Here is a 22,809-nt window from a genome sequence, read left to right on the forward strand (position 1 = left end):
GGTAGTTAATAATTATAAAACTAAATAAAAAAATGAAAAGAATATTAATCACTGGCGGTGCCGGATTTGTGGGCTCCCACTTATCTGAACGTCTATTACATGAAGGTAATGAAGTCATTTGTTTAGATAATTACTTTACCGGCTCAAAGAAAAATATTGAGCACCTCATGGATAATAAGTATTTTGAATTGGTGCGTCATGATGTGATCAATCCGTATATGATTGAGGTGGATGAGATTTACAACATGGCTTGCCCTGCGTCTCCAGTGCATTACCAATTCAATCCGATTAAAACCATCAAAACCTCAGTAATGGGTGCCATCAATATGTTGGGACTGGCTAAACGTGTGGGGGCTAAAATTTTACAAGCGTCTACCAGTGAGGTGTATGGCGACCCTGCAGTACATCCACAACCGGAAACCTATTGGGGGAATGTCAACCCAATTGGCTTGCGCTCTTGCTACGATGAAGGCAAGCGTTGTGCAGAGACGTTATTTATGGATTATCATATTCAAAATGATGTCAAGATAAAGATTATCAGAATATTCAATACTTACGGCCCAAATATGAACCCGAATGACGGGCGTGTGGTTTCAAATTTTATTGTACAGGCATTAAAGGGGGAGAACATTACGATTTTTGGGGAAGGCACACAAACTAGAAGTTTCCAGTATGTTGATGATTTGGTAGAAGGCACCATAAGAATGATGAACAGTAGAGACGGCTTTGTAGGCCCTGTGAATATCGGGAACCCAACAGAATTCACCATGTTGGAACTGGCGGAAAAAATCATTAAACTGACCAATTCCAAGTCAAAATTAATCCATATGCCTTTACCACAAGATGATCCTTTACAACGCAAACCAGTTATCGATTTAGCGAAAAAGGAATTGAATGGCTGGGAGCCGAAAGTGCAATTAGAGGAAGGGTTAATAAAAACAATTAGTTATTTTGATACCTTGTTACACGCCAACAATTAAAATTATAGTTGTTTAGAGAAAAGAGAAAAGAGAAAAGAGAAGAGAGAAGCGCTTGTGAGAAGGAGATGAAGGTGTCGTGAGGTTAAGCTTTGTAAAGCGCATTCCCTCAACCCTCAACCCTCAACCCTGAAACCTCAAACCTCAACCCTCAAACCTCAACCCTCAACCCTCAACCCTCAAATAGAGATAGTAACATAAACCATCATACACTACTGATAACTATAGTTTTGAAAGTCAATTTGTCCTCATACGATAATAGCTGGTATCAACCAGGTTCAACAATAAAGCGCCTGTTATGGTATTTTGTTAATGCCTTGTTTTTGAAATCTCATCTTAACCCTTCTTCTGCAATAAAGATTTTTTGGTTAAAATCATTTGGGGCTAAAATAGGAATAGGCGTTGTTATTAAGCCGGGTGTCAACATAAAGTATCCTTGGAACTTGAGTATAGGCGATCATTGTTGGATTGGTGAAGAGGTTTGGATTGATAATTTGGATCAGGTTACCCTAGAAGATCATGTATGTGTGTCTCAAGGCGCTTTATTACTTTGTGGCAATCACGATTTCAAAAAACAAAGTTTTGATTTAATGACGGCGCCTATTGTGCTTAGAGAGGGCAGTTGGGTAGGCGCTAAAAGTATTGTAGGACCGGGTGTAATTTTAGAAAGTCATGCGGTATTGGCTTTAGGTTCAGTGGCGAGCAGTAATTTGGAGGCTTATGGCATTTTTCGCGGGAACCCAGCAGTTAAGATTAAAGAACGAATAGTACAAGACTAAATGAAAATTTCCATCATTACAGCCACTTATAATAGTGCAAAAACTTTAGAAGTCTGTATGGACTCTGTTTTGCAACAAACCTATAAGAACATAGAATATATCATTGTTGATGGCGGTTCAACCGATGAAACGTTAAGCCTTATCAAATCAAAATCAGAAAGTCATCCAAATGTTTGCTTTAGTTCTGAACCAGATAAAGGGATTTATGATGCTTTAAACAAAGGGATTTCTAAAGCGACAGGAGACGTGATTGGTTTTGTCCATTCAGACGACTTTCTTTCTGATCCATCAATTATAGGAATTATAGCGAATGCCTTTAGGGCCGAGGCCATTGATGGGGTGTACGGAAATCTACATTATGTTCAGTTTGACGATCCGGATAAAGTAGTGCGCAATTGGACTAGTCAGACGTTTACTAAAAAACTTTTGAATCGCGGATGGATGCCCGCACATCCGACCTTATTCTTGAAAAAGAGCATTTATGACACCAATGGAAAATTTAATATGACCTACAAAATAGCCGCGGATTACGATTTTATCCTGCGCATATTTAAGCAACCTCAGTACACCTTTAAGTATTTGCCTTATACCATTATGAAGATGCGAGTTGGAGGGGCGAGTAACAGAAGTTTGCGAAATCTCATTCAAAAAACCAAAGAGGATTATGCTGCCGCGACCAGTAATGGGATGCACAGTCCGCTTAAGGTGGTGGTTCAGAAGAATTTATCAAAAATCCCACAATGGTTCTCCAAATAGGGCTCATTTCGGGTGACTAATTAAGTGATTGAGTTAAGAAATTCTCTAATTTCACATTATTTTTGTACGAATTAAAAGGATGTACATACAATACAGTAGTTTTATTTTAAAATTTTCCTGAAAAAGAAACACTTAAAATGTATCTTTGCCGCTAATGTCAAATTAAGTTCGCCCAACCTTCGTTAAACCTACAGTGTTATGATTCAAGACCTTCTCGAATATTTTAATCCTCTTGATTATTTGGCTCTATGGTTATTTTCGGCATTCGCAATTGCACTATTTGTCTCGTTTAATACCTTTCCAGCAATTTTTATGATTTCTGTGAAAAAACAACTTATGGATGTGCCTGGTTTACGCAGTGCACACTCTAAAAGAACTCCTACGTTGGGGGGAATTGCGATTTTCATGAGCTTAGTTGTAGTCACCACCACTCTAGGTGGTCTGTTGGATACAAAGGTTTTATTGTTGCTTTTAGGAGGGATGACCATCTTGTTTTTTTTAGGTTTAAAAGATGATTTGTTGGTGCTCTCTCCAAGAAAGAAGTTTTTGGGACAACTTTTAGCTGCATTGATATTGATCATCTTTACAGATACGCGCATTATAGGCTTCTCAGGGATTTTAGGGGTAACTACCTTGCCCTATTGGATTTCAGTTATTTTCACTTTATTTGTATATGTCCTTATTATTAATGCCTACAATTTGATTGATGGAATAGATGGTTTAGCGGGAGGTTTGGCGCTGTTTGCGTGTGGGGCTTTTGCCTATGTGTTTCTGACCATGGAAGATGTCACTTTAGCCACGATAGCAGTGGCAGCAATAGGATCATTAATTCCCTTTTTAAGGCTGAATTTTGCCAAAAAGAGAAAAATATTTATGGGCGACACAGGCTCTATGATTATTGGGTTCTTAATCTCGTTTTTCGTCGTGCGATTTATTGGGGAAGCCCAGATGTATAAGGCTTCAAGCTTCTATAATTCAGCCCCAGTTTTAGCGCTCTCCATTGTGTTTTTTCCGCTCTTGGATACGCTGCGAATTTTTTTCATCCGTGCTGCTATTCACAAAAAAAGTCCCTTTTCTGCCGATCAAAACCACTTGCACCACAACTTGTTAAAATTGGGCTATTCTCATAAACAAATCACCGCCTGCGTGGTGATTATTAATGCGGTATTATTTGTGTTTACACTTCTGTTCAAAGATTTTGAAATTCATCTGCAATTTGTCATATTATTATGTTTAGGCACCCTCTTATATTCAGCTGTTTTTATCTACCATTGGCTCATGGATCAAAAGTCTAAAAGAAAAACAGCCGAACACCCGTCTTAAATTTCATTATCACAACTAAAAAAAACGCCTTACTTTTGCATATCAAAAGTAAAATATGTTATGTTTATACCACTCAAGATGACTTCAGTAAAATACTTTTTAGCACTCGTAGCTGCGTTGGTTTTATTCAATTCCTGCGCTACAAAAAAAGAAATTCTATATTTCCAGGATGCTTCTGAATATAATAACACGCCCATCAATTATGTGAAGCCCGTTTTGCAACCTAATGACATTTTAAAAATCACCGTTGGGGTGTTGGTGGAAGAGACAGCTAAGCCTTACAATAGAGTATCCTCAGGAAGTTCTGGAGGCGGAGATGTTGATTTAATGAAACTTGACGGGTATCTAATTTCTGAACAGCATGTCATAAATTTTCCTCAATTAGGAACCATCTCCACAAAAGACAAAACGACCAGCCAGTTACAAGAAGAAATTACTCAGCTTTTAGAGGACGGTGGACATCTTAAAGACCCCACAGTGAATGTCCGTTTGCTCAATGCTAAGGTTACTGTGTTAGGGGAGGTAAATGGTCCTGGTACTTATGATTTTTCTGAAGAAAGTGTCACGCTTTTGCAAGCTATAGGCATGGCCGGTGATTTGACCATCAATGGAAAACGAAAAGATATCTTAATAATTCGTGAAAAAGAAGGTGTTTACAAAACCACACATATTGATGTGACCTCTGCAGATCTTTTGAAAAGTCCCTATTATTTTATAAAACCTAATGATGTGATTATTGTAAACCCTAATGGCCCTAAAGTTAAAAGCGCTGGGTTTATCACTAATTTAGGAACCTTATTGTCTGTATTTTCCATTGTGCTTAGTACAGTGCTAATTATAACAAGATAAGCATGAAACCACAACAAACAAATTATAATGCTGGGAAACCTGATCAAGGGGAACTTATTAAGCATGAAGTTAAGAAATATTTAAGATATTGGATCTGGTTTTTATTGGGTGCTGTCATAGCGTTAGTACTAGCCTTCTTAAAATTGAGATATTCTCCTAACATTTACAGCACATCAGCTAAAATTCAAGTTCTAGACGAGAAAAAGGGTCTAGAGATGCCCAATTTTGGATTTAATAACTCTAGCGTTAACTTAGAAAATGAAATAGAGGTTTTAAATTCTTTACGCATCAGTGAACGTGTGGCTCGAAATCTGGATTTGACCATGGTTTACTATGAAGAAGGCAATATCAGAACTACAGAAATTAATGGATTTCCTTTCAAATTACTAAAGACTATTCCTAACGATAGCATTTTTAGCAGTCAGACTTTTAAAATTCTGGTGAAAGCAAAGGGCTTTGAAGTATTTAAGAGGAATTCAGATAGTGCCATTCTATTTCCTAATTACAGTTCTTATGGCATAAGTCATGACTTACCTTTTGAACTGGAAGCTGAAAGTTTAAAAACAATTAAAGAAAATATTGGGAGGACGTTTATATTTAGTTTAGTTCCAGTGACCTCAGCAGCCTGGGACATCAAGAGTCGCTTGGGGATATCTGTTTTGGGTAAAACCAGTGATCTGTTAGTGTTAAGCTATACTGGTGAAAATACGATCAAATCGGAACGCGTTTTAAATGAGGTGCTCTCCGTATTTAATATGGACGGTGTTATTGATAGGCAAGAAGTTTCAAAGCGGACCATCAATTTCATCGATGAGCGTTTTGGATCCATAGCAGGAGAATTGGATTCAATAGAAGGGCAAAAGCGCGATTATAAACAAGATAACAATTTCTTTGATATTCAAGTAGATGCTCAAATTGGATTAGCACAGCAAACGACGGCTGAAAGTGAGGTTTTCGAAATTGAGAGTCAAATTTTACTGTCTAATATGTTGGCGGAATCGCTGAATGTGAGTAATAAGGACTCAGAATTGCTTCCGGCCAATATTGGGATTTCCAGTGCTAATACCAATGAATTGATTAATTCTTATAATGCCCTCATTTTTGAACGTGATAATTTATTGACCAGTGGTGGCAGAAATAATCCGATGGTCCAAAAACTAAATGATAAATTGGAAGAATTACAAACGAATATTAATACATCTTTAAATACTTACAAAGCCCAGTTACAAGCCTCAAAAAACCAATTGGTGCAGAGAAATAATAAATTTTCATCCCAAGTATCCACCATCCCTGGAAAAGAAAAAATATTACGAGGTATTGAGCGTCAACAAGGGATTAAGGAAACCTTATACCTTTATCTCCTTCAAAAACGTGAAGAAGCCGCCATTAACTTAGCCATTACTGAGCCGTCCATTAAGGTGGTGGAGTTCGCCTCATCGAGTGGGGTGCCCATATCCCCAAATAGAAAGAATACTTATCTTATGTACTTTGTTGCTGGATTACTTATTCCTTTTGGTGTTATTTATACTAGAAATTTACTGGATACTAAAATTAAGGGTAAGAAAGATGTACAATTACGAGTGGATTCCGTTCCGATACTGGCAGAAATCCCTAAAGTTATTGGCGAGAATCAATTATTTTTAGATCCTTCAGCAAGAACGGTACAAGCGGAAGCCTTTCGCATCTTAAGTTCTAACGTAAACTATATTCTACCACCGGAGTCTAAATCCAAAGGGAAGGTCGTTTATATAACCTCAACCATTAAAGGGGAGGGAAAAACACACGTTGCAATTAATTTATCGCTTGCCCTATCTAGTTTGAATAACAGAGTATTGCTTATTGGTGCCGATTTAAGAAACCCCCAACTGCATAATTATACCCAACCTGCGGCGAGTAAAGAGTTGGTAGGCTTATCTAATTATTTACATGATGGTACAGTAGAGTGGCAGACAGCCCTCTTAAATGGGTTCCCCTTACACGTCAATCATGATATGTTGTTGGCAGGAAGCATCCCTCCAAATCCAGCGCATTTATTGACCAATGGTCGCTTTAAACAATTGTTAAACGAGGCGAAGGAAACGTATGATTATATTATTGTAGATACGGCACCTACCATTTTGGTTACGGATACCTTGTTAATTTCGGAATTTGCAGATGCGACCTTGTATGTTGTAAGAGCTGATGTTACGGAAAAAGCACTATTAGATTTTTCAAAAGATCTGAATGATTCGGGCCGATTAAAGAATATGGCCTACATTGTTAATGGTGTAAGCGCCAGTAAATCTTATGGCTACAGTTATAATTATGGGTATGGATATGGCTATGGCAGTGATGAAAAGTAAGTGAGATTACTGCTGATAATTATCATAACTTAAACTGTGCGTTTAGTTTACTTTTATAGGTGAATTATAAAGTCAATAGTCATGAAAAACATTCCAGCAGTCTCTACGATTATGTCTGTCAAAATTATTACCCTTACTAAGGCTGATAATTTAGAAAAGGCAGAACATCTGTTTAAAAAACATAAGATTAGACATATTCCTGTGGTTGAAGGCCATGCTATCATTGGTATTTTAAGTTATACGGATCTGCTACGCATCAGTTTTGCGGATGCTGTTGATGAGACCGAAGATGAGATTGAAAGTTTGGTCTACGACATGTTTACCATAGAGCAAGTGATGGCAAAAAATGTGGAAACGGTTGCTTCAGATACCAACATTAAGGATGTCGCTAAAATCTTGGCAAAAAGAGAATTCCACGCATTGCCAATAGTTGATGATGGCCATTTAGTTGGCATTGTGACCACCACAGACTTAATCAATTACCTCCTGATGCAACTATAGGCCATTGTTGGTGTTTTCCGCCATTGTTGGTGTTTTCCACCAACAATGAAACGCCCTTGTTTGTGTTTTCCACCAACAATGAAAGTGCAAAACTCCGCCATTGTTGGTGTTTTCCACCAACAATGCATCACAACCTTGTTTGTATTTTCCACCATCAAGAAAAGTGCAAAACTTTTAAATCACTTTCGACTCCGACATATTTTCCTAGTTCATATTAAAACAAAAAATCCCCGAAGCTTTGGGAATTTTTTATGAAGTGCTATTTAAATAGTAGCTACCACTAATTCGGATTTAAGCATTCGCCAATTCCTTCAACGTTTTGATGGTTCCCGTTGGATCATCACTTTTAAATACATGGCTACCAGCTACAAAAGCATCGGCACCTGCGGCAACTAATTTTTCTATATTTTGATCGGTCACACCGCCGTCAATCTCGATACGTGTATCCAATCCCTGATCATCAATCATTTGACGTAAATTTTTAATCCGCTTATAAGTGATCTCCTCAAATTTCTGACCGCCAAAGCCTGGATTTATGGACATTAAAAGCACCATATAACATTCAGGTAATATATCTTCCAAAACAACCAGAGGCGTCGTGATATTAAGGACTACACCAGCCTTACAGCCTGCATCTTTAATTTGTCGAAGTGTTCGATGTAAATGTACGGTCGATTCGTAGTGTACGGTAATGATGTCCGCACCTACTTTAGCGAATTCTTCAATAAAACGTTCAGGCTTTTCTATCATTAAATGCACATCCAAGGGTTTGGTTGCATGTTTTTTAATGGCTGAAATGACGGGCATCCCGTAAGAGATATTGGGAACAAAATGACCATCCATGACGTCAATATGAAACCAATCCGCATCGCTATTGTTGACCATTTCAACATCGCGTTGAAGGTTTCCAAAATCGGCGGCTAGCATTGAAGGGGCAATAAGTTTTGTAGACATGATGTGTTGTTGTAAAGTTTTGGCAAAGATAAATAAAATTAGTTGGCAGTTTTCAGTTTACAGTAAGCAGTTTTTCTGCCTCCGCAAAATGCTGCGGACGGGCAAGCAGTAGGCAGTTTTCCTGCCTCCGCAAAATGCTGCGGACGGGCAAGCAGTTGGCAGTCTTCAGTCTTCAGTAGGCAGTCTTCAGTATTCAGTTTGTATTCTTGGATAGATTGTTTCTGTTGTTTCTGGTTTCTGTTGTACTGACCTTGAATGTCGTTCCTTCGTTTACCAAATTTAACTTCAACTTCAATTTCAACTTCCACTTCAATTTCATTTTGAATTTCAAATTCAACTTCAACTTCAAAAAATGAACCCCCGGTAATCAGCCGAGGGTTCTTTCATCAATCAAAAAACGAACAGTAAAATTCCCGCGAAAGCGGGAATCTGTAACTGTTTGTTACCAAAATTCAGGAAGCATCACTGCTGACGACTATCCTAAATAAGTCTTTAATATTTTACTTCTAGACGTATGTTTCAAGCGTCTAATTGCTTTTTCTTTAATTTGACGGACACGTTCGCGAGTTAAATCGAATGTTTCTCCAATTTCTTCTAAAGTCATTGGGTGTTGATCTCCTAAACCAAAATATAAACGGATCACGTCGGCTTCACGAGGAGTCAAGGTTTCTAACGCACGCTCAATCTCCGTACGCAGCGATTCATGTAATAAATCTTTGTCAGGATTTGGCGACTCTCCAGAACGTAACACATCGTATAAGTTAGAATCTTCACCTTCCACTAACGGTGCATCCATAGAGACGTGACGGCCAGAGTTTTTCATGGACTCCTTTACATCATTGATGGTCATATCCAATTCCTTGGCGATTTCTTCAGCACTTGGCGGACGCTCATGACTTTGCTCTAAAAAGGCAAACGTCTTGTTAATCTTATTAATCGATCCAATTTTATTCAATGGCAAACGAACAATACGTGACTGTTCGGCCAAGGCTTGTAAAATGGATTGACGAATCCACCATACCGCATAGGAAATAAATTTGAAACCACGAGTTTCATCAAAACGTTGTGCTGCTTTGATAAGTCCTAAATTACCTTCATTAATTAAATCGGGCAGGGTAAGACCTTGATTTTGATATTGTTTTGCTACTGAGACCACGAAACGTAAATTGGCTTTTGTCAATTTTTCTAAAGCAAGTTGATCTCCTGCCTTAATGCGTTGTGCCAATTCTACTTCTTCATCTGCAGTAATTAAGTCAACTTTTCCAATTTCTTGGAGATACTTGTCTAGCGAAGCGGTTTCCCTGTTGGTTACTTGCTTCGTAATTTTGAGTTGTCTCATTTAAATGTGTCTCTCTATTAATAATGGTGAATAATCCGTTCGTAAGTAGTTATACGTAAAGACCATTAAAAATGTTACAAGAAAGTGGAAATTAATTTAAATCTTGATTAATTTTTTATCTGTCAAGTTAATGTCTTCAAGCATTTCATTGGTAAACTTGTAATGCCCACGGGTGGTGATGATCTTAAATCGGGAAGAGGTCATGGTGCTCAAGGTGTTTAAGAACAACCATTTTGATTTTAAAAGACGCGGCTCTTCCGACTTTAAACTCAATTCAAAATAGTGTTTTCTGCCCTCTTTTTCCGCTACAATATCTGGAGTCACATCAATATCACTACCTTTTTTATGATACGATTTTGGGGTTTCGTAACCCTCTGCGTCTGCTTTGATATTTTCAAAACCACTGTTTTCTAAATACGTCAACGACGTGCTTAAAATGTCTGAATATTTCTCTTTATCTGTATAAATCATAACCTATAATTTAAACAAATTTTTGAGAAAAGCAAATTTTCATGGGTGTTTAACTTGGTGTTGTGATAAAGTAACCTTTTTATAGAATACTATAAAATTCTGTTTTAAGTATATGTTCTCTGAGTTTATCGATTTTTTGGTGCATCCCGTTAAAAAATTGTGTCCGATCACGCTCTCCAGCATTTACTAAAAGTTTTGAATGAAATTTCTGTTTTTCAAAAAACTCATACATTAAATTACAGGTTGGCTGATGTTCAATTTTAAAATAACTCAATAAGGTAAATGGCGTAAAAAAGACTTTCTTATAGGGCGTGTTGACCATGATCACATTATTCATAGAATGCAAATCTGTTTTGTAGAGGTTATAGACCGTTTTGTTTTGAGATCCTGTAATACTTTGCTGAATGGCTTGCTGTTCAACATCTCTCAACACCTGATCAGTATCATTGCATATCAGTAAAGCCATGTCTTTAGACAAAAGGCCAGATTCATAATAGTAAACAATTTGCTGGATGGTACTGTTAATGGTCATGTCATTCCAAAACTCGGTAATGTTGATGTCTTTATACACCTCAGACAAATTATTTGCGCTATCAATAAGGGATTGTGGGATGACTTTTAAGAATTCTTCAAAAGTAGTGTGACTCGCAGCCATGTCAATATCTACATCTTTGAGCCATACATACATTTTATATTTTGCGATGTATGAATCTTTGAGGGTGTGAAAAATGGGAAGTTCTTTAGCCGAATAAAGTATGGTAGCACTCTTAAGTTTGACCATAGGCAACAAATTGTTCTTAGAGATTATAAAATACTCTTCTAGAGCTTTGGCATTTGTCAGGTTGGGGGAGAGTTCTGCAAGAATACTATTTTGGCTGCCTACCTCAAAAAGACTGTTGAGCGAAATTTGATAAAATTTGGCGAGCCTCACAGCTTCTTCAAGTGTTAAATGGGTTTTTGAATTGATTCTTCTATATGCAGCATCATACCCAATATCTAGTACTGTGGCTATTTCATCTACAAAGGAGGTCGTATTATTCGATTTCTCCCTTAGAAAACTGATAAAGGTGCGTTGCATTTTTTGAAAGTTGGTTGCTCTAATTTACTGATATTTTGCGAATTATGAGAAAATATTTGTGATGATTCCGCAAAATATGAAATGTACATTTGGAATCTATAAACTACATTTGATATACTCTCCATATTATTGATGATTAATAGCAATAGTTTTTAACAACCATTGTTATGTATTCTTTTTTCAAATTCTTAAGAAGCACAAGCGCAATTTGGAATCTCTCCTTTTTAGTGCTTTTAGTGAGTTGTAAAACGACTAATACTAACGCATATTTTCATACTACCCTGTACAATGCTGCAGAAAAGGATAAACGCGTCATCATTACAACTGAAGATAATTACCGTATTAAATTTAAAAATGTTGTTTTTGAAAACGATAGTTTTTTTGGTATGCAAAGAACCAATAAAGTGCTCACCAAAGTACCATTGGATCTAATGACTATGGAATCGGTCCGCACAGAAAGTAAAGTGATGTTGGGCGTTGCAAAAGCTGTTGTAATAGGGATTGTTGGAGCGTTAATGATAGCGTATGTGATTGCTGATATTTTGTATGGTTCTGAGGACGATGAGTAATTCTATATTAATTAACATGAGTGTCCGGTAAAAATAAAAAACAAACAACAAACGCATTTAAAGCATGAGACATTACGAGAGTTTCAAAATGACACCTTGCTTTTACAAACTATTTCTACTGAGAGTGTTTGGATGATTTTAATTTAAATGATCGTTGTTTGTCAGTTAGTTGCAAGTAAATCCCTGCCTGCTGGTGGTCAGGTTTGTTCTTTCCCGATAGCTATCGGGACTAGAAGCGCAGCGGTCTTGATTCTTTATCGAACAACAATGATAAATTATGGAATACCAAAAACTAAGTTATACAAGTAACCCTTTAAAATTTAAGCATTATGACAACACAACCGTCCAAACCAATCCAAGTTTACATCTCTATTACATTAGGGAAAGTAAAAGCCAGAGTTATAGCTGTGTTCTTAGCATTAGCAGTGTTAAACGTGTCCATATCCTGCTCCTATTATTCAGTTAAAAACGTGCCCACCACAAAGGAAACGATGTCACAACAGGTAAAGACTTTTAATGACGCACAGAAATATGTGATGTTACACACCGCTTCGGAAACATGGCATTTAAAAAATATGGTCATTAACGAAGATGACCAAACGCTTTCAGGAATTTTAGAAGATTTAAGTGACTTTCATACTTATACAAAACCGCGGGAGAGCAAACGTGTGCATCGCTATGATAAGGACGAAACCATGCCGCTTACTGAAGTTCATTTCTATTTAAATAATTCACTTTTAAAAAGCAACAATGATCACGTGCAAATACCCCTAGCAGACATTGTGTCCATTTCAGTAAATGATAAAAATACAAATCGCACCATTGCAAATATTGCGTTGACTACTGTAGGTGTCGTGTTTGTTGTTTTTATCATTATAATGGCCACAAAGAGTTCCTGCCCTTTTGTTTACATTAAAAATGGAGCGTATTATGATTTTGTAGGCGAATTATATCCTGGCACAATTACCGCAACGATGCAGCGGGATGACTATTTGCCACTAGGACAATTAGCGCCAGAAGATGATGGCTATACTTTAAAAATTGCTAATCTGTTAAAAGAAATTCAATATACTGATTTTCTGCAGTTGATTTTAGTGAATCATGATGAGGATGTTCAAGTATTAATGGACAGCAAAGGCGACCTACAAACATTTAAAAATATACTAGCACCATCAAAAGCCACACAAGATGACGGATTTAACATGATCAATCCGGCCTTAAAAAAGGATAATGAGTACTATGCCTTTAATACTTCAAAAGTTACAGAAACTGGTGTTAGAAGTATCGTGTTCGAATTTGATAAGCCTAAAAATGATCAGGATGCAAAACTGTATCTAACGGCAAAAAACTCGGTGTGGTTGGATTATATTTTTGGAAAGTTCAATGCGCAATTTGGCTCTTATTACAATACGTTTAAAAAGAAGCAACAAACTGTTGCTGCAAAAACAATTACTGATTGGTCCCAAGCCCAAAATATTCCTTTATCAGTGTATATAAAAACGCGTACAGGTTGGCAGTTAGTTGAACGCATACAAACAGTGGGTCCAATGGCAATGCGGGATCTTGTTGTACCCTTAAAACTCAATCAAATTGAAGGTGATAAGCTCCAAATTAAATTAGAAACGGGTTTTATGTTTTGGGAAGTAGATTATGTAGGTGTGGATTTTTCTGAAAACAATAATGTGGAGCTTAGTTATGTTAGCCCATCAAAAGCTTTGGACCAAAATGGAGAAGAGGTTACCCACCTTTTGGCAGCACCTGATGGCATCTATGTTGTCCAACCTAATATTGGTGATGAAGTGGTGGTTCATTTTAAAAGCAAACCTTATGGGGAAGGACAAACGCAATCCGTATTCCTCCAAAATAGAGGATATTACAATTATATACGAGATTATAAGGGCACACCAGATGTTGCAAGACTTAAGGTGTTTAAAGAGGATAATATGTTTACCAAATTTTCAGAGAAGGCCTATTTTGAGTTTGTGAATTTTAATTTTAACGAATTTGCCAGTCATGACTAATTTAAACACCATAGCAATAGGAAGGCAAGTGACAGCTTATTTTGTAAAAGATGGTGCAATCCATGTACCTTTAGAACATAACAAAATCATTCATGGAGGGGACATGCGTTGGCATCACTTCTGTATTCGATGCAGCCTTTTAAGAATTATAATTACCAATTATCGGTATCCACTGCAATGGTTTAGAGCACTTAAATTTTTGATTCGTTTGAGAAAGCGATTTTTAGGACACCATGCGCTACAAAAAATGGTGTATGCCCATGGTAAATATTATATGGGTTTATATACCCCTGGTTGGAACGGTAGTGGTTACGACACTTTTATAGCTTCTCAATTGAACGACTTTAAAAAAATAAACGCCAAAGTGAATAGATTCAATACTGTTTTTGTGGCGGTTACTAAAAAATGTGCACTCCAATGTGAGCATTGTTATGAATGGGATAACCTGAATAAAAAAGATACATTAACCACTGAAAAACTTATGCAAACAGTTGCAAAACTGCAGCATTATGGTGTGAGTCAAATTCAATTTTCAGGGGGAGAGCCCTTATTGAAAATTGAAAGTATTATAGAAGTTTTGCGCAATGCAAACAAAACTACCGAATTTTGGATTGCCACCTCAGGGTTTAAATTGACAAATCAGAACGCCTATAATTTAAAAGAAGCGGGATTGACGGGTGTAATTATTAGTCTCGATCACTTTATTCCCGAAAAGCATAATGCATTTAGAGGTTTTAAAGATGCCTATTATTGGGTGGCAGAAGCTATTAAAAACGCCAATCAAAACAATCTTGTTGTGGCACTTTCTTTATGTGTTACGAAAGGTTTTATATCAGAAGAAAATCTAATGTCTTATATGCACATGGCCAAAAAAATGGGGGTTGGATTTGTTCAATTTTTGGAACCAAAAGCGGTTGGGCATTTTGCGAATCAAGATGTTCATCTGCAAAAAGAACACATTCAAATTCTGGAAAATTTCTTTCTGAAATTGAATTATAATAAGGCTTACAGAGCATTCCCTTTAATAACCTATCATGGCTATTATCAAAGACGAGAAGGCTGTTTTAGCGCTGGAATTAAAGGAATTTACTTAGATACGGATGGTGATATAAATGCGTGTCCATTTTGTCACAAAAAAACGGGAAATGTTTTGGACGCTAGTTTTGAGCAGCATTTAGCAACCTTAAAAAATGCTGGTTGCAGCAGTTATAATTAAAAACTTAATCTAATGGATTATCAATTGGATTTCTCGAATTTTGAAATTTGGCTACTTGCGACCTTACTATTTTTAGTGAGGTATGCAGTGATTGCGGGACTGCTTTTTATCATTTTTTATGCATGGAAACGGAAAGATTTTTTTAGACTCAAGCTGCAACAGAAATTTCCATCAAACATTGATATTAAGCGAGAACTATTCTATTCTGTGATGACTTTCATTATTTATGGTAGTAGTGTTTGTGTTTTTGTCTATTGGAGCAAAAATGAGATGACGAATGAATATAAGGATTTCAGTGCTTTTGGTGCATGGTATTTTGTGTTTAGTATCCTCTTAATGATTGTAATGCACGACACTTACTTTTATTGGACGCACCGATTGATGCATCATCGTGCGTTTTTTAAATATGTGCACAAAACACATCATTCATTTCATAACCCAACCCCTTGGGCGGCGTTTGCTTTTCACCCTTTAGAATCTATTATTTCTATGGGAATTATTCCAATCATTATTTTTTTAATCCCCTTTCATCAGTGGGCACTCATCGTTTTTGTAACACTACTGACTCTCAATAATGTTTTGATCCATCTTGGGTATCGCCTACCAAAATTTATGAAGGCTAGATTTCAAAATACGGCGGTAGAACATGATTTGCACCATAATGGTTTTCAAAAAAATTATGGATTGTATTTTACTTTATGGGACAAGTTAATGGGGACGTATTACCGCATGAATACTAAGGAAGACTTCTAAAACACCGATAACATTATCTAATCCTTTAAATACGCAAAACAATGAGACCATTATATAACAGTATTGAGATTGGCTTATTACTGTTTTTCTTAGTTAGCTCTTGCTCCAAAAGTACTCCGCCTGCCGATTTTTATGTTACGAATCTCACTTCAGGAAGTTGGATAATCACTCAACTTTTACTTGAAGGACCTGAAAATCATGCTGATATTTTTGACGGATATGTTTTTACGTTTTTAGAAAACAGAATGGTAAGAGCGACAAAAAATGGATCAACTAGTAAGGGACAATGGCAACTATCACATGTAGATTTTTCAACCTATTTAATTTTGAAGTTTGAAGGATCAGGGGATATCGAAAAACTCAATAAAACTTGGACGTATTATGGTAATGGATTAGATCATATGTCATTACATAATGACAATTGGTCGGAAGTATTAGTGTTTTCAAAACAGGAATACCAAACAACCATTAGAAGCATAGAAATAATGGGAATCATTGTACTAACGTAAAATTAATAGTAAACTACACGTTGCTTTAATGCAACACCTAGATATTTAGAAATCATGAAAACATTTATGACACTCGTTACCGTTATCGGGATGATAATGGTAGCACAAGCACAACAAGATATCCAATTTGGGGTAAAAGGTGGGCTTAACATCGCAAGTATTTATGGTGCAGATGCAGGTGATGCGCAGGCCCGAACATCCTTTCATGGAGGAATTATGATTGAAATTCCAGTATTTGAAAAACTTTCATTTCAGCCAGAGCTTTTGTACACGTCACTAGGTACTAAAGAAGATGATAATTCTGAACTACGTTTAGATTACTTAACCTTACCCATGATGGTTAAATATTATGTCGCTGATAATTTCAGTTTAGAAATTGGGCCACAAATAGGGATTTTGTTATCTGCTGAAAGCAAAGTGGAAGGCGAAGGTGAAGGCGATGCTAAGGAGTTTTTTAAAGATTTTGATGCGGCATTAAATCTTGGCATTGGATATAAATTCGATAATGGTTTAAATTTAGGAGCGCGCTATAATTTGGGTCTTATAAAGATAATTGATTTAAGCGATTTTTTTAGTGATGGGTTTTTTAGTGATGATGGAGATATTAAAGCTTATAACAGCGTAGTTCAAATTTCGGTAGGGTATTTCTTTTGATTGCTTGGCATTAAAACGTTAAATAATTATTGATGACCAATTAGTGTTGTCCTATTAAAATGCTATCCCCCTATTAAGATTATAGGCTGATAAAAACTTTGTCATATTTTGTTCGTTAATGTCTCCGTTTTTAAATTCTTTGTACATGTTAGCAAGTAATAAAAATCCTGATAATTATAAACCGTAATGCCCCTATTTAAGGACTTAACGGTTGAAATCTTGGTTCTTGGTGTTAACAGCGAAGCGGTCTTGATTCTTTATCGGATAACATTGATTTAAAATTAGAATTACACATTCATAGTGTAAATTATGGGAGCCATTATATTATTTGATAAAAGCCAAACGGATAACCAGCACCTAAGAAATTTAAGGGCAGAGATAAAACATGCCTTATTGGGGTTGCCAAAGACGAGACTTTACGGTCAGAAGTTTTTGGTAGTTGTTTTGCCAATGTTGTATGTTTCGTTTTATCTCTTTGCTTTGATGTTTTCCAATGCTGTGATGATGTATTTGTTATTGTTCACAATAAATGGACTGGTGTCCGTCTTGATTTTTGTGAACTGTATCCATGAAGCTTCCCATCATAATATATTTTCAAGCAAGTGGGCTAACAATGCCTTATTGACACTGTTCGATTTTATAGGTATTGACAGCTATATTTGGAAAAAAAGACATATCCTGCTGCATCATAATTTTCAGAACGTTAGTGGTTGGGATTCCGATATAGAACAGTCTGGATTTATAAAAATTTACCCACATGATAAAAGTGAATGGTACCATAACTATCAGCACAAGTTTGTTTTTATGCTTTATCCTTTGTTTTTGTTCAACTGGATTTTTGTAAGGGACTTTAAGGATTTTTTTAGCAAAAAGCGCATCATAAAAAAAGTGCTCAAGCACATTCCTATCCTGCAATACATTAAACTGTTCTTTTTTAAGCTGTTCTTTATTTTCTATACCATTATACTACCAATATGGATAGGCTTTAGTTTAAAAACAGTCCTAACTGGGTTTTGCCTGATGCTCGTAGCTGGTAGTGTTTTTTCCATGGGCATATTATTGACCTCACATGTCAATCAACACAACCAGTTCCCATTGCCAGATGCAAATGGAAATCTAAATTTGAGTTGGTTAGAACATCAATTTGTTACCACTAACGATATTAATACCACCAATTGGTTTACGCGCAACGTCATGGGGAATTTTAATTTTCATCTGGTACACCACTTGTTCCCAAACATCAATTCTGCCTATGTCCCTGAAATTACAAAAATTGTCCAAGACTATGCCCTTAAAAATGGCTTTAGTTATAGGTCATATACGATGAGACAAGCATTTAAGCATCATTATCAACTCATTAAGTCTAATGCTCTTAATAGTGATGTATTTGAAGAGGATATGTAGTTAATATTAAAAATAATGGTTGAATTTCAATTTGCCGATTTGCATTGTCACCCAAACTTAAAAACGTTTGGACAGTCGTTTGCGAAATCTAGTGATGTAAGGAAAAGAAAGGCGACCGTTTGGTATCGAAATCCTCCTAATAGGTTGACTAAGGTGATTCAGAAGCTGACCGGGATTACTAAATTTTCTCAGAGTGATTTTCAAACGATGATTGAGGGCAATGTCAAAATCGCTTTTGTATCTTTTTATCCGTTTGAAAAGGGATTTTTCACACACCCAAAACTGAATGATAAAATTAGTGCACGATTAGCCAGTTTTATCACCTCCATTGGATATAATCGCGTGCGTTGCATCCAAAAACATAATGATTACTTCGCAGACTTTATCAATGAATATAATTTCTTTACTAAAAATTCAAGAGAGTGCATCCTAAAAGGGAACACCTATGCTTTTGATCATGTCTCATCATTTGAAGACATTCAATTCAATTTTAATAAAGCTGCCTTTATTTCCATTATACCAACAATTGAAGGCGCGCATATATTCAATACTGGTTTGGAAGGTTTTGGGAAGTCTATAAATGAGCGCGAAGTTCTTGATAATATCCTAAAAGTAAAACAACTTAAACATCCACCATTGTTCATGACGTTTGCCCACAATTTTAATAATGATTTGTGTGGTCATGCTCCAAGTCTTGAAGCATTGGGTAAGTTGGTTGATCAGTCTGAAAATCTAAATGCAGGCTTTTCTTCTTTGGGTTTAAAGGTCCTTCATGCCCTTTTAAATGATACCAATGGCAAGCGTATCCTTATAGACGTCAAACACATGAGTTTGTGTGCGCGATTGTCATATTATAAACTGATAAAAGAGGAATACAATAATAGTATTGCAATAATTGCTAGTCATGCCGCAGTTACTGGGACTTCTGTTTCGGGTATAATAGATAGCACACGCAGTTCAAATAATTTTGTCAATGACTCCATTAATTTTTACGACGAAGAGCTTGTGACTATTGCTGAATCAGGAGGCTTATTTGCGATTCAGTTGGATGCAAATCGTTTAGCCCCCAAACATGTGATCAAGAAATCACTCTTCAACACTAATGCTAAAATCAATTTGAAAATTTCTACTCAAATTATTTGGAACCAATTGCAACATGTTGCGGAAGTTTTAGATAAACATGGTCTTTTTGCTTGGGGCACCTGCAGTATTGGAAGCGATTTTGATGGTACTACAAATCCTTTAAATAATATATGGACAGCAGCCGATTTAAATGCCATGGCCAATGAATTGTTGATGATTGTTGAAGTCTTTTTGTCGCAACCCAATAGGTTAACATTAGAAAAAAATAAAAATATTACCGCATTGACGGTAGTACATAATTTCACGATTGGTAATAGCCTTACTTTTTTAAAACATCAACTGTTATGAAAGAATTATATAATTGATGGTGATGGTTGTAGCACTTAGTTAAGAAATAAGTAATTAACTCAAAATAAAAAATTATGAAAACAAAAGTTATAGTGTCAATACTATTCTTGACACTGCAGTTTAACAATTCGAATTTCGCTCAAAATAATACAATGGCAACAGGTACGTTTATACGTGTTTACAATTTAGAAGGCGAAAAGTTTGACCAAGGCAAGATCATTTCGATATCAGATACCTTACTACTGTTAAAAAGTAACAACAGAATCACAAGTGTCAATCCAAATACCGTTGGTTTGATTAAGACCAAACGATCTATAGCAAGAAATATGATTATCGGTGGCACTATTGGGGTGGCTGCTGGAGCTGTTGTTGGAGCGAATAATGCGCACCCAGATGATTGGCTTTTTCCAACTACGGCTAGTGAACAGGCAGTTTATGGAGCCATACTAGGAGGTGGTTTGGGTACCGGAATTGGAGCACTAACGCTCTTTTTAAAGAAACCCACAACATTTTTAATAAACGGAAATAGCGCAAAATGGAAAATATTTCAAGGAGCAATTTCAAATTAAGTTAAGTAAGAATGTATTACAACGAGAACCCTAAAACGTATACGTTTTGGGGTTCTTGTTTTATAGGTTCACCTTAACATTATTTCACTATTTTTCCATAGTTGGGCATATTTGTAATGTTAAAAACGTGCTGATCAAACCCTCACATGCCCATCGCCAAACACATAATACTTATTGGTGACTAGTTGCTTCAAGCCTAAAGGACCTCTATGGTGTAACTTATCTGTACTAATAGCCAACTCAGCACCAACGCCCATTTGTCCGCCGTCTGTAAAACGGGTAGAGGCATTGTGATAGACGGCTGCACTATCCACTTGTTCCATAAAAGTTTGGGCCAGAGCTTTGTCCTCAGTTAATATGGAGGCAGAGTGTCCACCAGAATAAGTGTTTATCGTCTCAATGGCAGCATCTAAATCGTCAGTTTCAGCAATCATAAGCTTCATGGCTAAAAATTCTTCGTACCAGGTCGCTTCGTTTTCAACTTGAGACTCTTCTGTTAAAATCTTACCAACTTTGTCATCCACCAAGAGTTCGACGTCTAAATTGTGTAAAATGGTTTGTAGTTCTTTAAGTTTCGATTCGTAATTCGGAATGTTTTTGTCGACTAAAACCTTATCCAAAGCATTACAACCTGAAATTTTATCCGTTTTCGCGTTGATAATTACCTTGACAGTTTTTTCCCAATCGGCATCTTTGGCAACATATAAGAAATTATTTCCTCTACCACTGATCAATATGGCGCAAGTGGCGTGATCCTTGACAAATTTTATCAAGCGTTCACCACCTCTTGGTACGATAAGGTCAATCTTTTCTGGTGGATTCTTTAAAAATTCCTGGGTTTCTTCGCGCTGTAAATGCAAGAGTCTAATCCAGTCTTTTTCAAGTCCGTTTTCTTCTAAGGCTTTGTGCCAGCATTTTTCGAGAATAAGATTACTGTTCAGAGCTTCTTTTCCCCCTTTTAAAAGGATTTTATTATTGGCTTTAAAGGCCAATACGGCGGCCTCAATGGTCACATCTGGACGGGATTCATAAATGATCATGATGGTCCCAAAAGGCGCGGTTTTATTAGTAATTTTTAGCCCACTGTCCAACACCAAATCCGAAATTTCCTGACCTACCGGATCATCTTGCGCTTTTACTTGCTTAATGGCTGTGATCATCCCATCAATTTTGGACTCATCAACGACCAGACGATCGTAAAGCGCTTGATCATCTCTATTAAAAGCATCCAAATCTTTTTGATTGGCGGCTAGTATTTGCGATCGTTCGCTGCCGAGAATGTCAATCATGGATTGTAATACCTTATTTTTTATATCTGTTTGAATGAGTTTCATAATATTTATTTTGAATTTATTTTATTTGGAAGGCTTGCGTTGCTTTTTATTCAGTGACTATTTAGACGATTTTTATAAGCTAATTTGTCAAGTCTGAAGCTTGTAACCCTTCCGTCTTCAATTCCTTTTCTGGAATTGAAGCCACCTTCCCTTGAAAGAAGGGAAGGAATTTTTTATTCATGCTTTCCGCATCAATCGATCTTCAGTTTAAAGAATAAATTTTGTGCCGACTTCTTTATTGTCAATAATATCAACAATTACGTTCGCGCGTTTTCCGTTAGCGATGTAAGTGGGAATATTTTTCTTCGCCGTTCCTTTGGCGATTTTTAACTTTGATGCCATACCGCCACGACCTTCGCCTTCTTTTTTGTTGGATGCCATCACATATTGTTCTACAGCGGCATCACCTTTAACTTCTTTTAATTGTCGTGAATTGACGTCGTCGGGGTGGCCGGTATATAAACCGTCAGTATCCGAAAGAATGATCAAGCGATCTACATCTAATAATTCAGATACCAAACTTGCCAACTCATCATTATCTGAGAACATGGACATGGTTAGAGACGTGGCATCATCTTCATTGGCAATAGGAGTAATCCGTTCTGAAAGCAAACCTTCGTAACAATTGATCATGTTATCGCGGTGTTTGCCCTTGTCAAAATCTCGTTTTGTGGCCAACACCTGACCGCAGCGCATGCCGTAGTCATGAAAAAGACTATAATAATGACGCATCATCCGCGGTTGACCGACAGACGAATACACCTGTCTTCTTATGGCCGGATCTTGAATGCTGGTCTCGCCAAGGATTTCCTTTCCGGCGATGGCTGAACCTGAGGACACGAGAATGACCTCGATATCCCGTTCGTTTAAAACAGATATTTGTCTTACCAATTCCCTTAATACGGGACCTAAAATTCTATTATCTCTATTAGTTAGTACGTTTGTGCCAACCTTTACTACTACTCTTTTAGTTTCCATTA

The 22,809-nt window shown here is 36.7% G+C and carries 23 protein-coding genes; 16 read left to right on the forward strand and 7 right to left on the reverse strand.

The genetic code is table 11. From position 1 onward, the window contains the following. The first annotated feature begins 32 nt into the window (after positions 1-32). From ES711_RS04995 to ES711_RS05025, 7 genes are all read left to right on the forward strand, one after another. A complete protein-coding gene (locus ES711_RS04995) occupies positions 33-980 on the forward strand; it encodes a UDP-glucuronic acid decarboxylase family protein (RefSeq protein WP_146890858.1) in 948 nt (315 codons plus the stop codon). Positions 981-1,219: 239 nt separating this feature from the next. After that, complete coding sequence (locus ES711_RS05000) at positions 1,220-1,756, forward strand: WcaF family extracellular polysaccharide biosynthesis acetyltransferase (RefSeq protein ID WP_246139120.1); 537 nt, start codon at positions 1,220-1,222, stop codon at positions 1,754-1,756. Beyond that, positions 1,757-2,512 carry a glycosyltransferase family 2 protein gene (locus ES711_RS05005; protein ID WP_146890862.1) on the forward strand — a complete coding sequence of 252 codons (756 nt, stop codon included), beginning with the start codon at positions 1,757-1,759 and terminating at the stop codon, positions 2,510-2,512. Positions 2,513-2,710: 198 nt separating this feature from the next. Further along, positions 2,711-3,835 carry an MraY family glycosyltransferase gene (locus ES711_RS05010; protein WP_146890864.1) on the forward strand — a complete coding sequence of 375 codons (1,125 nt, stop codon included), beginning with the start codon at positions 2,711-2,713 and terminating at the stop codon, positions 3,833-3,835. A 60-nt stretch (positions 3,836-3,895) separates the two neighbouring features. Next, the gene (locus ES711_RS05015; protein WP_246139121.1) at positions 3,896-4,684 is read left to right on the forward strand and encodes a polysaccharide biosynthesis/export family protein; all 789 of its coding nucleotides are present in this window, start codon (positions 3,896-3,898) and stop codon (positions 4,682-4,684) included. Between the two features lie 2 nt (positions 4,685-4,686). After that, positions 4,687-7,026: a GumC family protein gene (locus ES711_RS05020; protein ID WP_146890867.1), complete on the forward strand. Its 2,340-nt coding sequence runs from the start codon at positions 4,687-4,689 to the stop codon at positions 7,024-7,026. A gap of 81 nt (positions 7,027-7,107) precedes the next feature. Beyond that, complete coding sequence (locus ES711_RS05025; RefSeq protein WP_146890870.1) at positions 7,108-7,527, forward strand: CBS domain-containing protein; 420 nt, start codon at positions 7,108-7,110, stop codon at positions 7,525-7,527. Between the two features lie 291 nt (positions 7,528-7,818). Here ES711_RS05025 and rpe read toward each other — a convergent pair whose 3' ends face one another. The 5 genes from rpe to ES711_RS05050 form a co-directional block, all read right to left on the reverse strand. Beyond that, positions 7,819-8,481: a ribulose-phosphate 3-epimerase gene (gene rpe / locus ES711_RS05030; protein WP_146890873.1), complete on the reverse strand. Its 663-nt coding sequence runs from the start codon at positions 8,479-8,481 to the stop codon at positions 7,819-7,821. 38 nt (positions 8,482-8,519) lie between these two features. Further along, positions 8,520-8,789, reverse strand: a complete 270-nt coding sequence (locus ES711_RS05035) for a hypothetical protein (RefSeq protein ID WP_146890876.1) — start codon at positions 8,787-8,789, stop codon at positions 8,520-8,522. A gap of 167 nt (positions 8,790-8,956) precedes the next feature. Further along, positions 8,957-9,820 (reverse strand): sigma-70 family RNA polymerase sigma factor, encoded by an 864-nt coding sequence (locus ES711_RS05040; RefSeq protein WP_066433750.1) that lies wholly within the window; start codon positions 9,818-9,820, stop codon positions 8,957-8,959. 96 nt (positions 9,821-9,916) lie between these two features. Next, positions 9,917-10,291, reverse strand: coding sequence for a hypothetical protein (locus tag ES711_RS05045; RefSeq protein WP_146890878.1), 375 nt, complete (start codon positions 10,289-10,291; stop codon positions 9,917-9,919). A gap of 79 nt (positions 10,292-10,370) precedes the next feature. Next, on the reverse strand, positions 10,371-11,369 hold the full coding sequence (locus ES711_RS05050; protein ID WP_146890881.1) for a hypothetical protein: 999 nt from the start codon (positions 11,367-11,369) through the stop codon (positions 10,371-10,373). 167 nt (positions 11,370-11,536) lie between these two features. On the opposite strand from ES711_RS05050, the gene ES711_RS05055 reads away from it, so the two are divergent. From ES711_RS05055 to ES711_RS05095, 9 genes are all read left to right on the forward strand, one after another. Continuing rightward, a complete protein-coding gene (locus tag ES711_RS05055; RefSeq protein WP_146890884.1) occupies positions 11,537-11,938 on the forward strand; it encodes a hypothetical protein in 402 nt (133 codons plus the stop codon). Between the two features lie 329 nt (positions 11,939-12,267). After that, entirely contained in the window at positions 12,268-13,959 is a 1,692-nt protein-coding gene (locus ES711_RS05060; RefSeq protein WP_146890887.1) for a hypothetical protein, read from the forward strand. Then, positions 13,952-15,175 (forward strand): radical SAM protein, encoded by a 1,224-nt coding sequence (locus tag ES711_RS05065; RefSeq protein WP_146890890.1) that lies wholly within the window; start codon positions 13,952-13,954, stop codon positions 15,173-15,175. Before ES711_RS05060 ends, ES711_RS05065 begins: the two co-directional genes overlap by 8 nt. A 12-nt stretch (positions 15,176-15,187) precedes the next feature. Beyond that, positions 15,188-15,928: a sterol desaturase family protein gene (locus ES711_RS05070; protein WP_146890893.1), complete on the forward strand. Its 741-nt coding sequence runs from the start codon at positions 15,188-15,190 to the stop codon at positions 15,926-15,928. Positions 15,929-15,969: 41 nt separating this feature from the next. After that, positions 15,970-16,437, forward strand: coding sequence for a hypothetical protein (locus tag ES711_RS05075; RefSeq protein WP_146890895.1), 468 nt, complete (start codon positions 15,970-15,972; stop codon positions 16,435-16,437). A 54-nt stretch (positions 16,438-16,491) separates the two neighbouring features. Next, complete coding sequence (locus ES711_RS05080; protein WP_146890898.1) at positions 16,492-17,091, forward strand: porin family protein; 600 nt, start codon at positions 16,492-16,494, stop codon at positions 17,089-17,091. A gap of 309 nt (positions 17,092-17,400) precedes the next feature. Next, positions 17,401-18,495, forward strand: a complete 1,095-nt coding sequence (locus ES711_RS05085) for a fatty acid desaturase family protein (protein ID WP_211363051.1) — start codon at positions 17,401-17,403, stop codon at positions 18,493-18,495. Between the two features lie 15 nt (positions 18,496-18,510). After that, positions 18,511-19,926, forward strand: coding sequence for a membrane dipeptidase (locus tag ES711_RS05090; protein WP_146890901.1), 1,416 nt, complete (start codon positions 18,511-18,513; stop codon positions 19,924-19,926). Between the two features lie 74 nt (positions 19,927-20,000). Beyond that, a complete protein-coding gene (locus ES711_RS05095) occupies positions 20,001-20,495 on the forward strand; it encodes a hypothetical protein (protein ID WP_146890904.1) in 495 nt (164 codons plus the stop codon). A gap of 134 nt (positions 20,496-20,629) precedes the next feature. Here the strand turns inward: ES711_RS05095 and ES711_RS05100 are convergent, their stop codons facing one another. Next, positions 20,630-21,829 (reverse strand): glutamate-5-semialdehyde dehydrogenase, encoded by a 1,200-nt coding sequence (locus tag ES711_RS05100; protein ID WP_146890906.1) that lies wholly within the window; start codon positions 21,827-21,829, stop codon positions 20,630-20,632. 207 nt (positions 21,830-22,036) lie between these two features. Then, positions 22,037-22,807, reverse strand: a complete 771-nt coding sequence (proB, locus tag ES711_RS05105; protein ID WP_146890909.1) for a glutamate 5-kinase — start codon at positions 22,805-22,807, stop codon at positions 22,037-22,039. Between the last annotated feature and the right edge of the window lie 2 nt (positions 22,808-22,809).

Origin of the sequence: Gelidibacter salicanalis, assembly GCF_007997285.1 — a bacterium.
GTDB lineage: Bacteria > Bacteroidota > Bacteroidia > Flavobacteriales > Flavobacteriaceae > Gelidibacter > Gelidibacter salicanalis.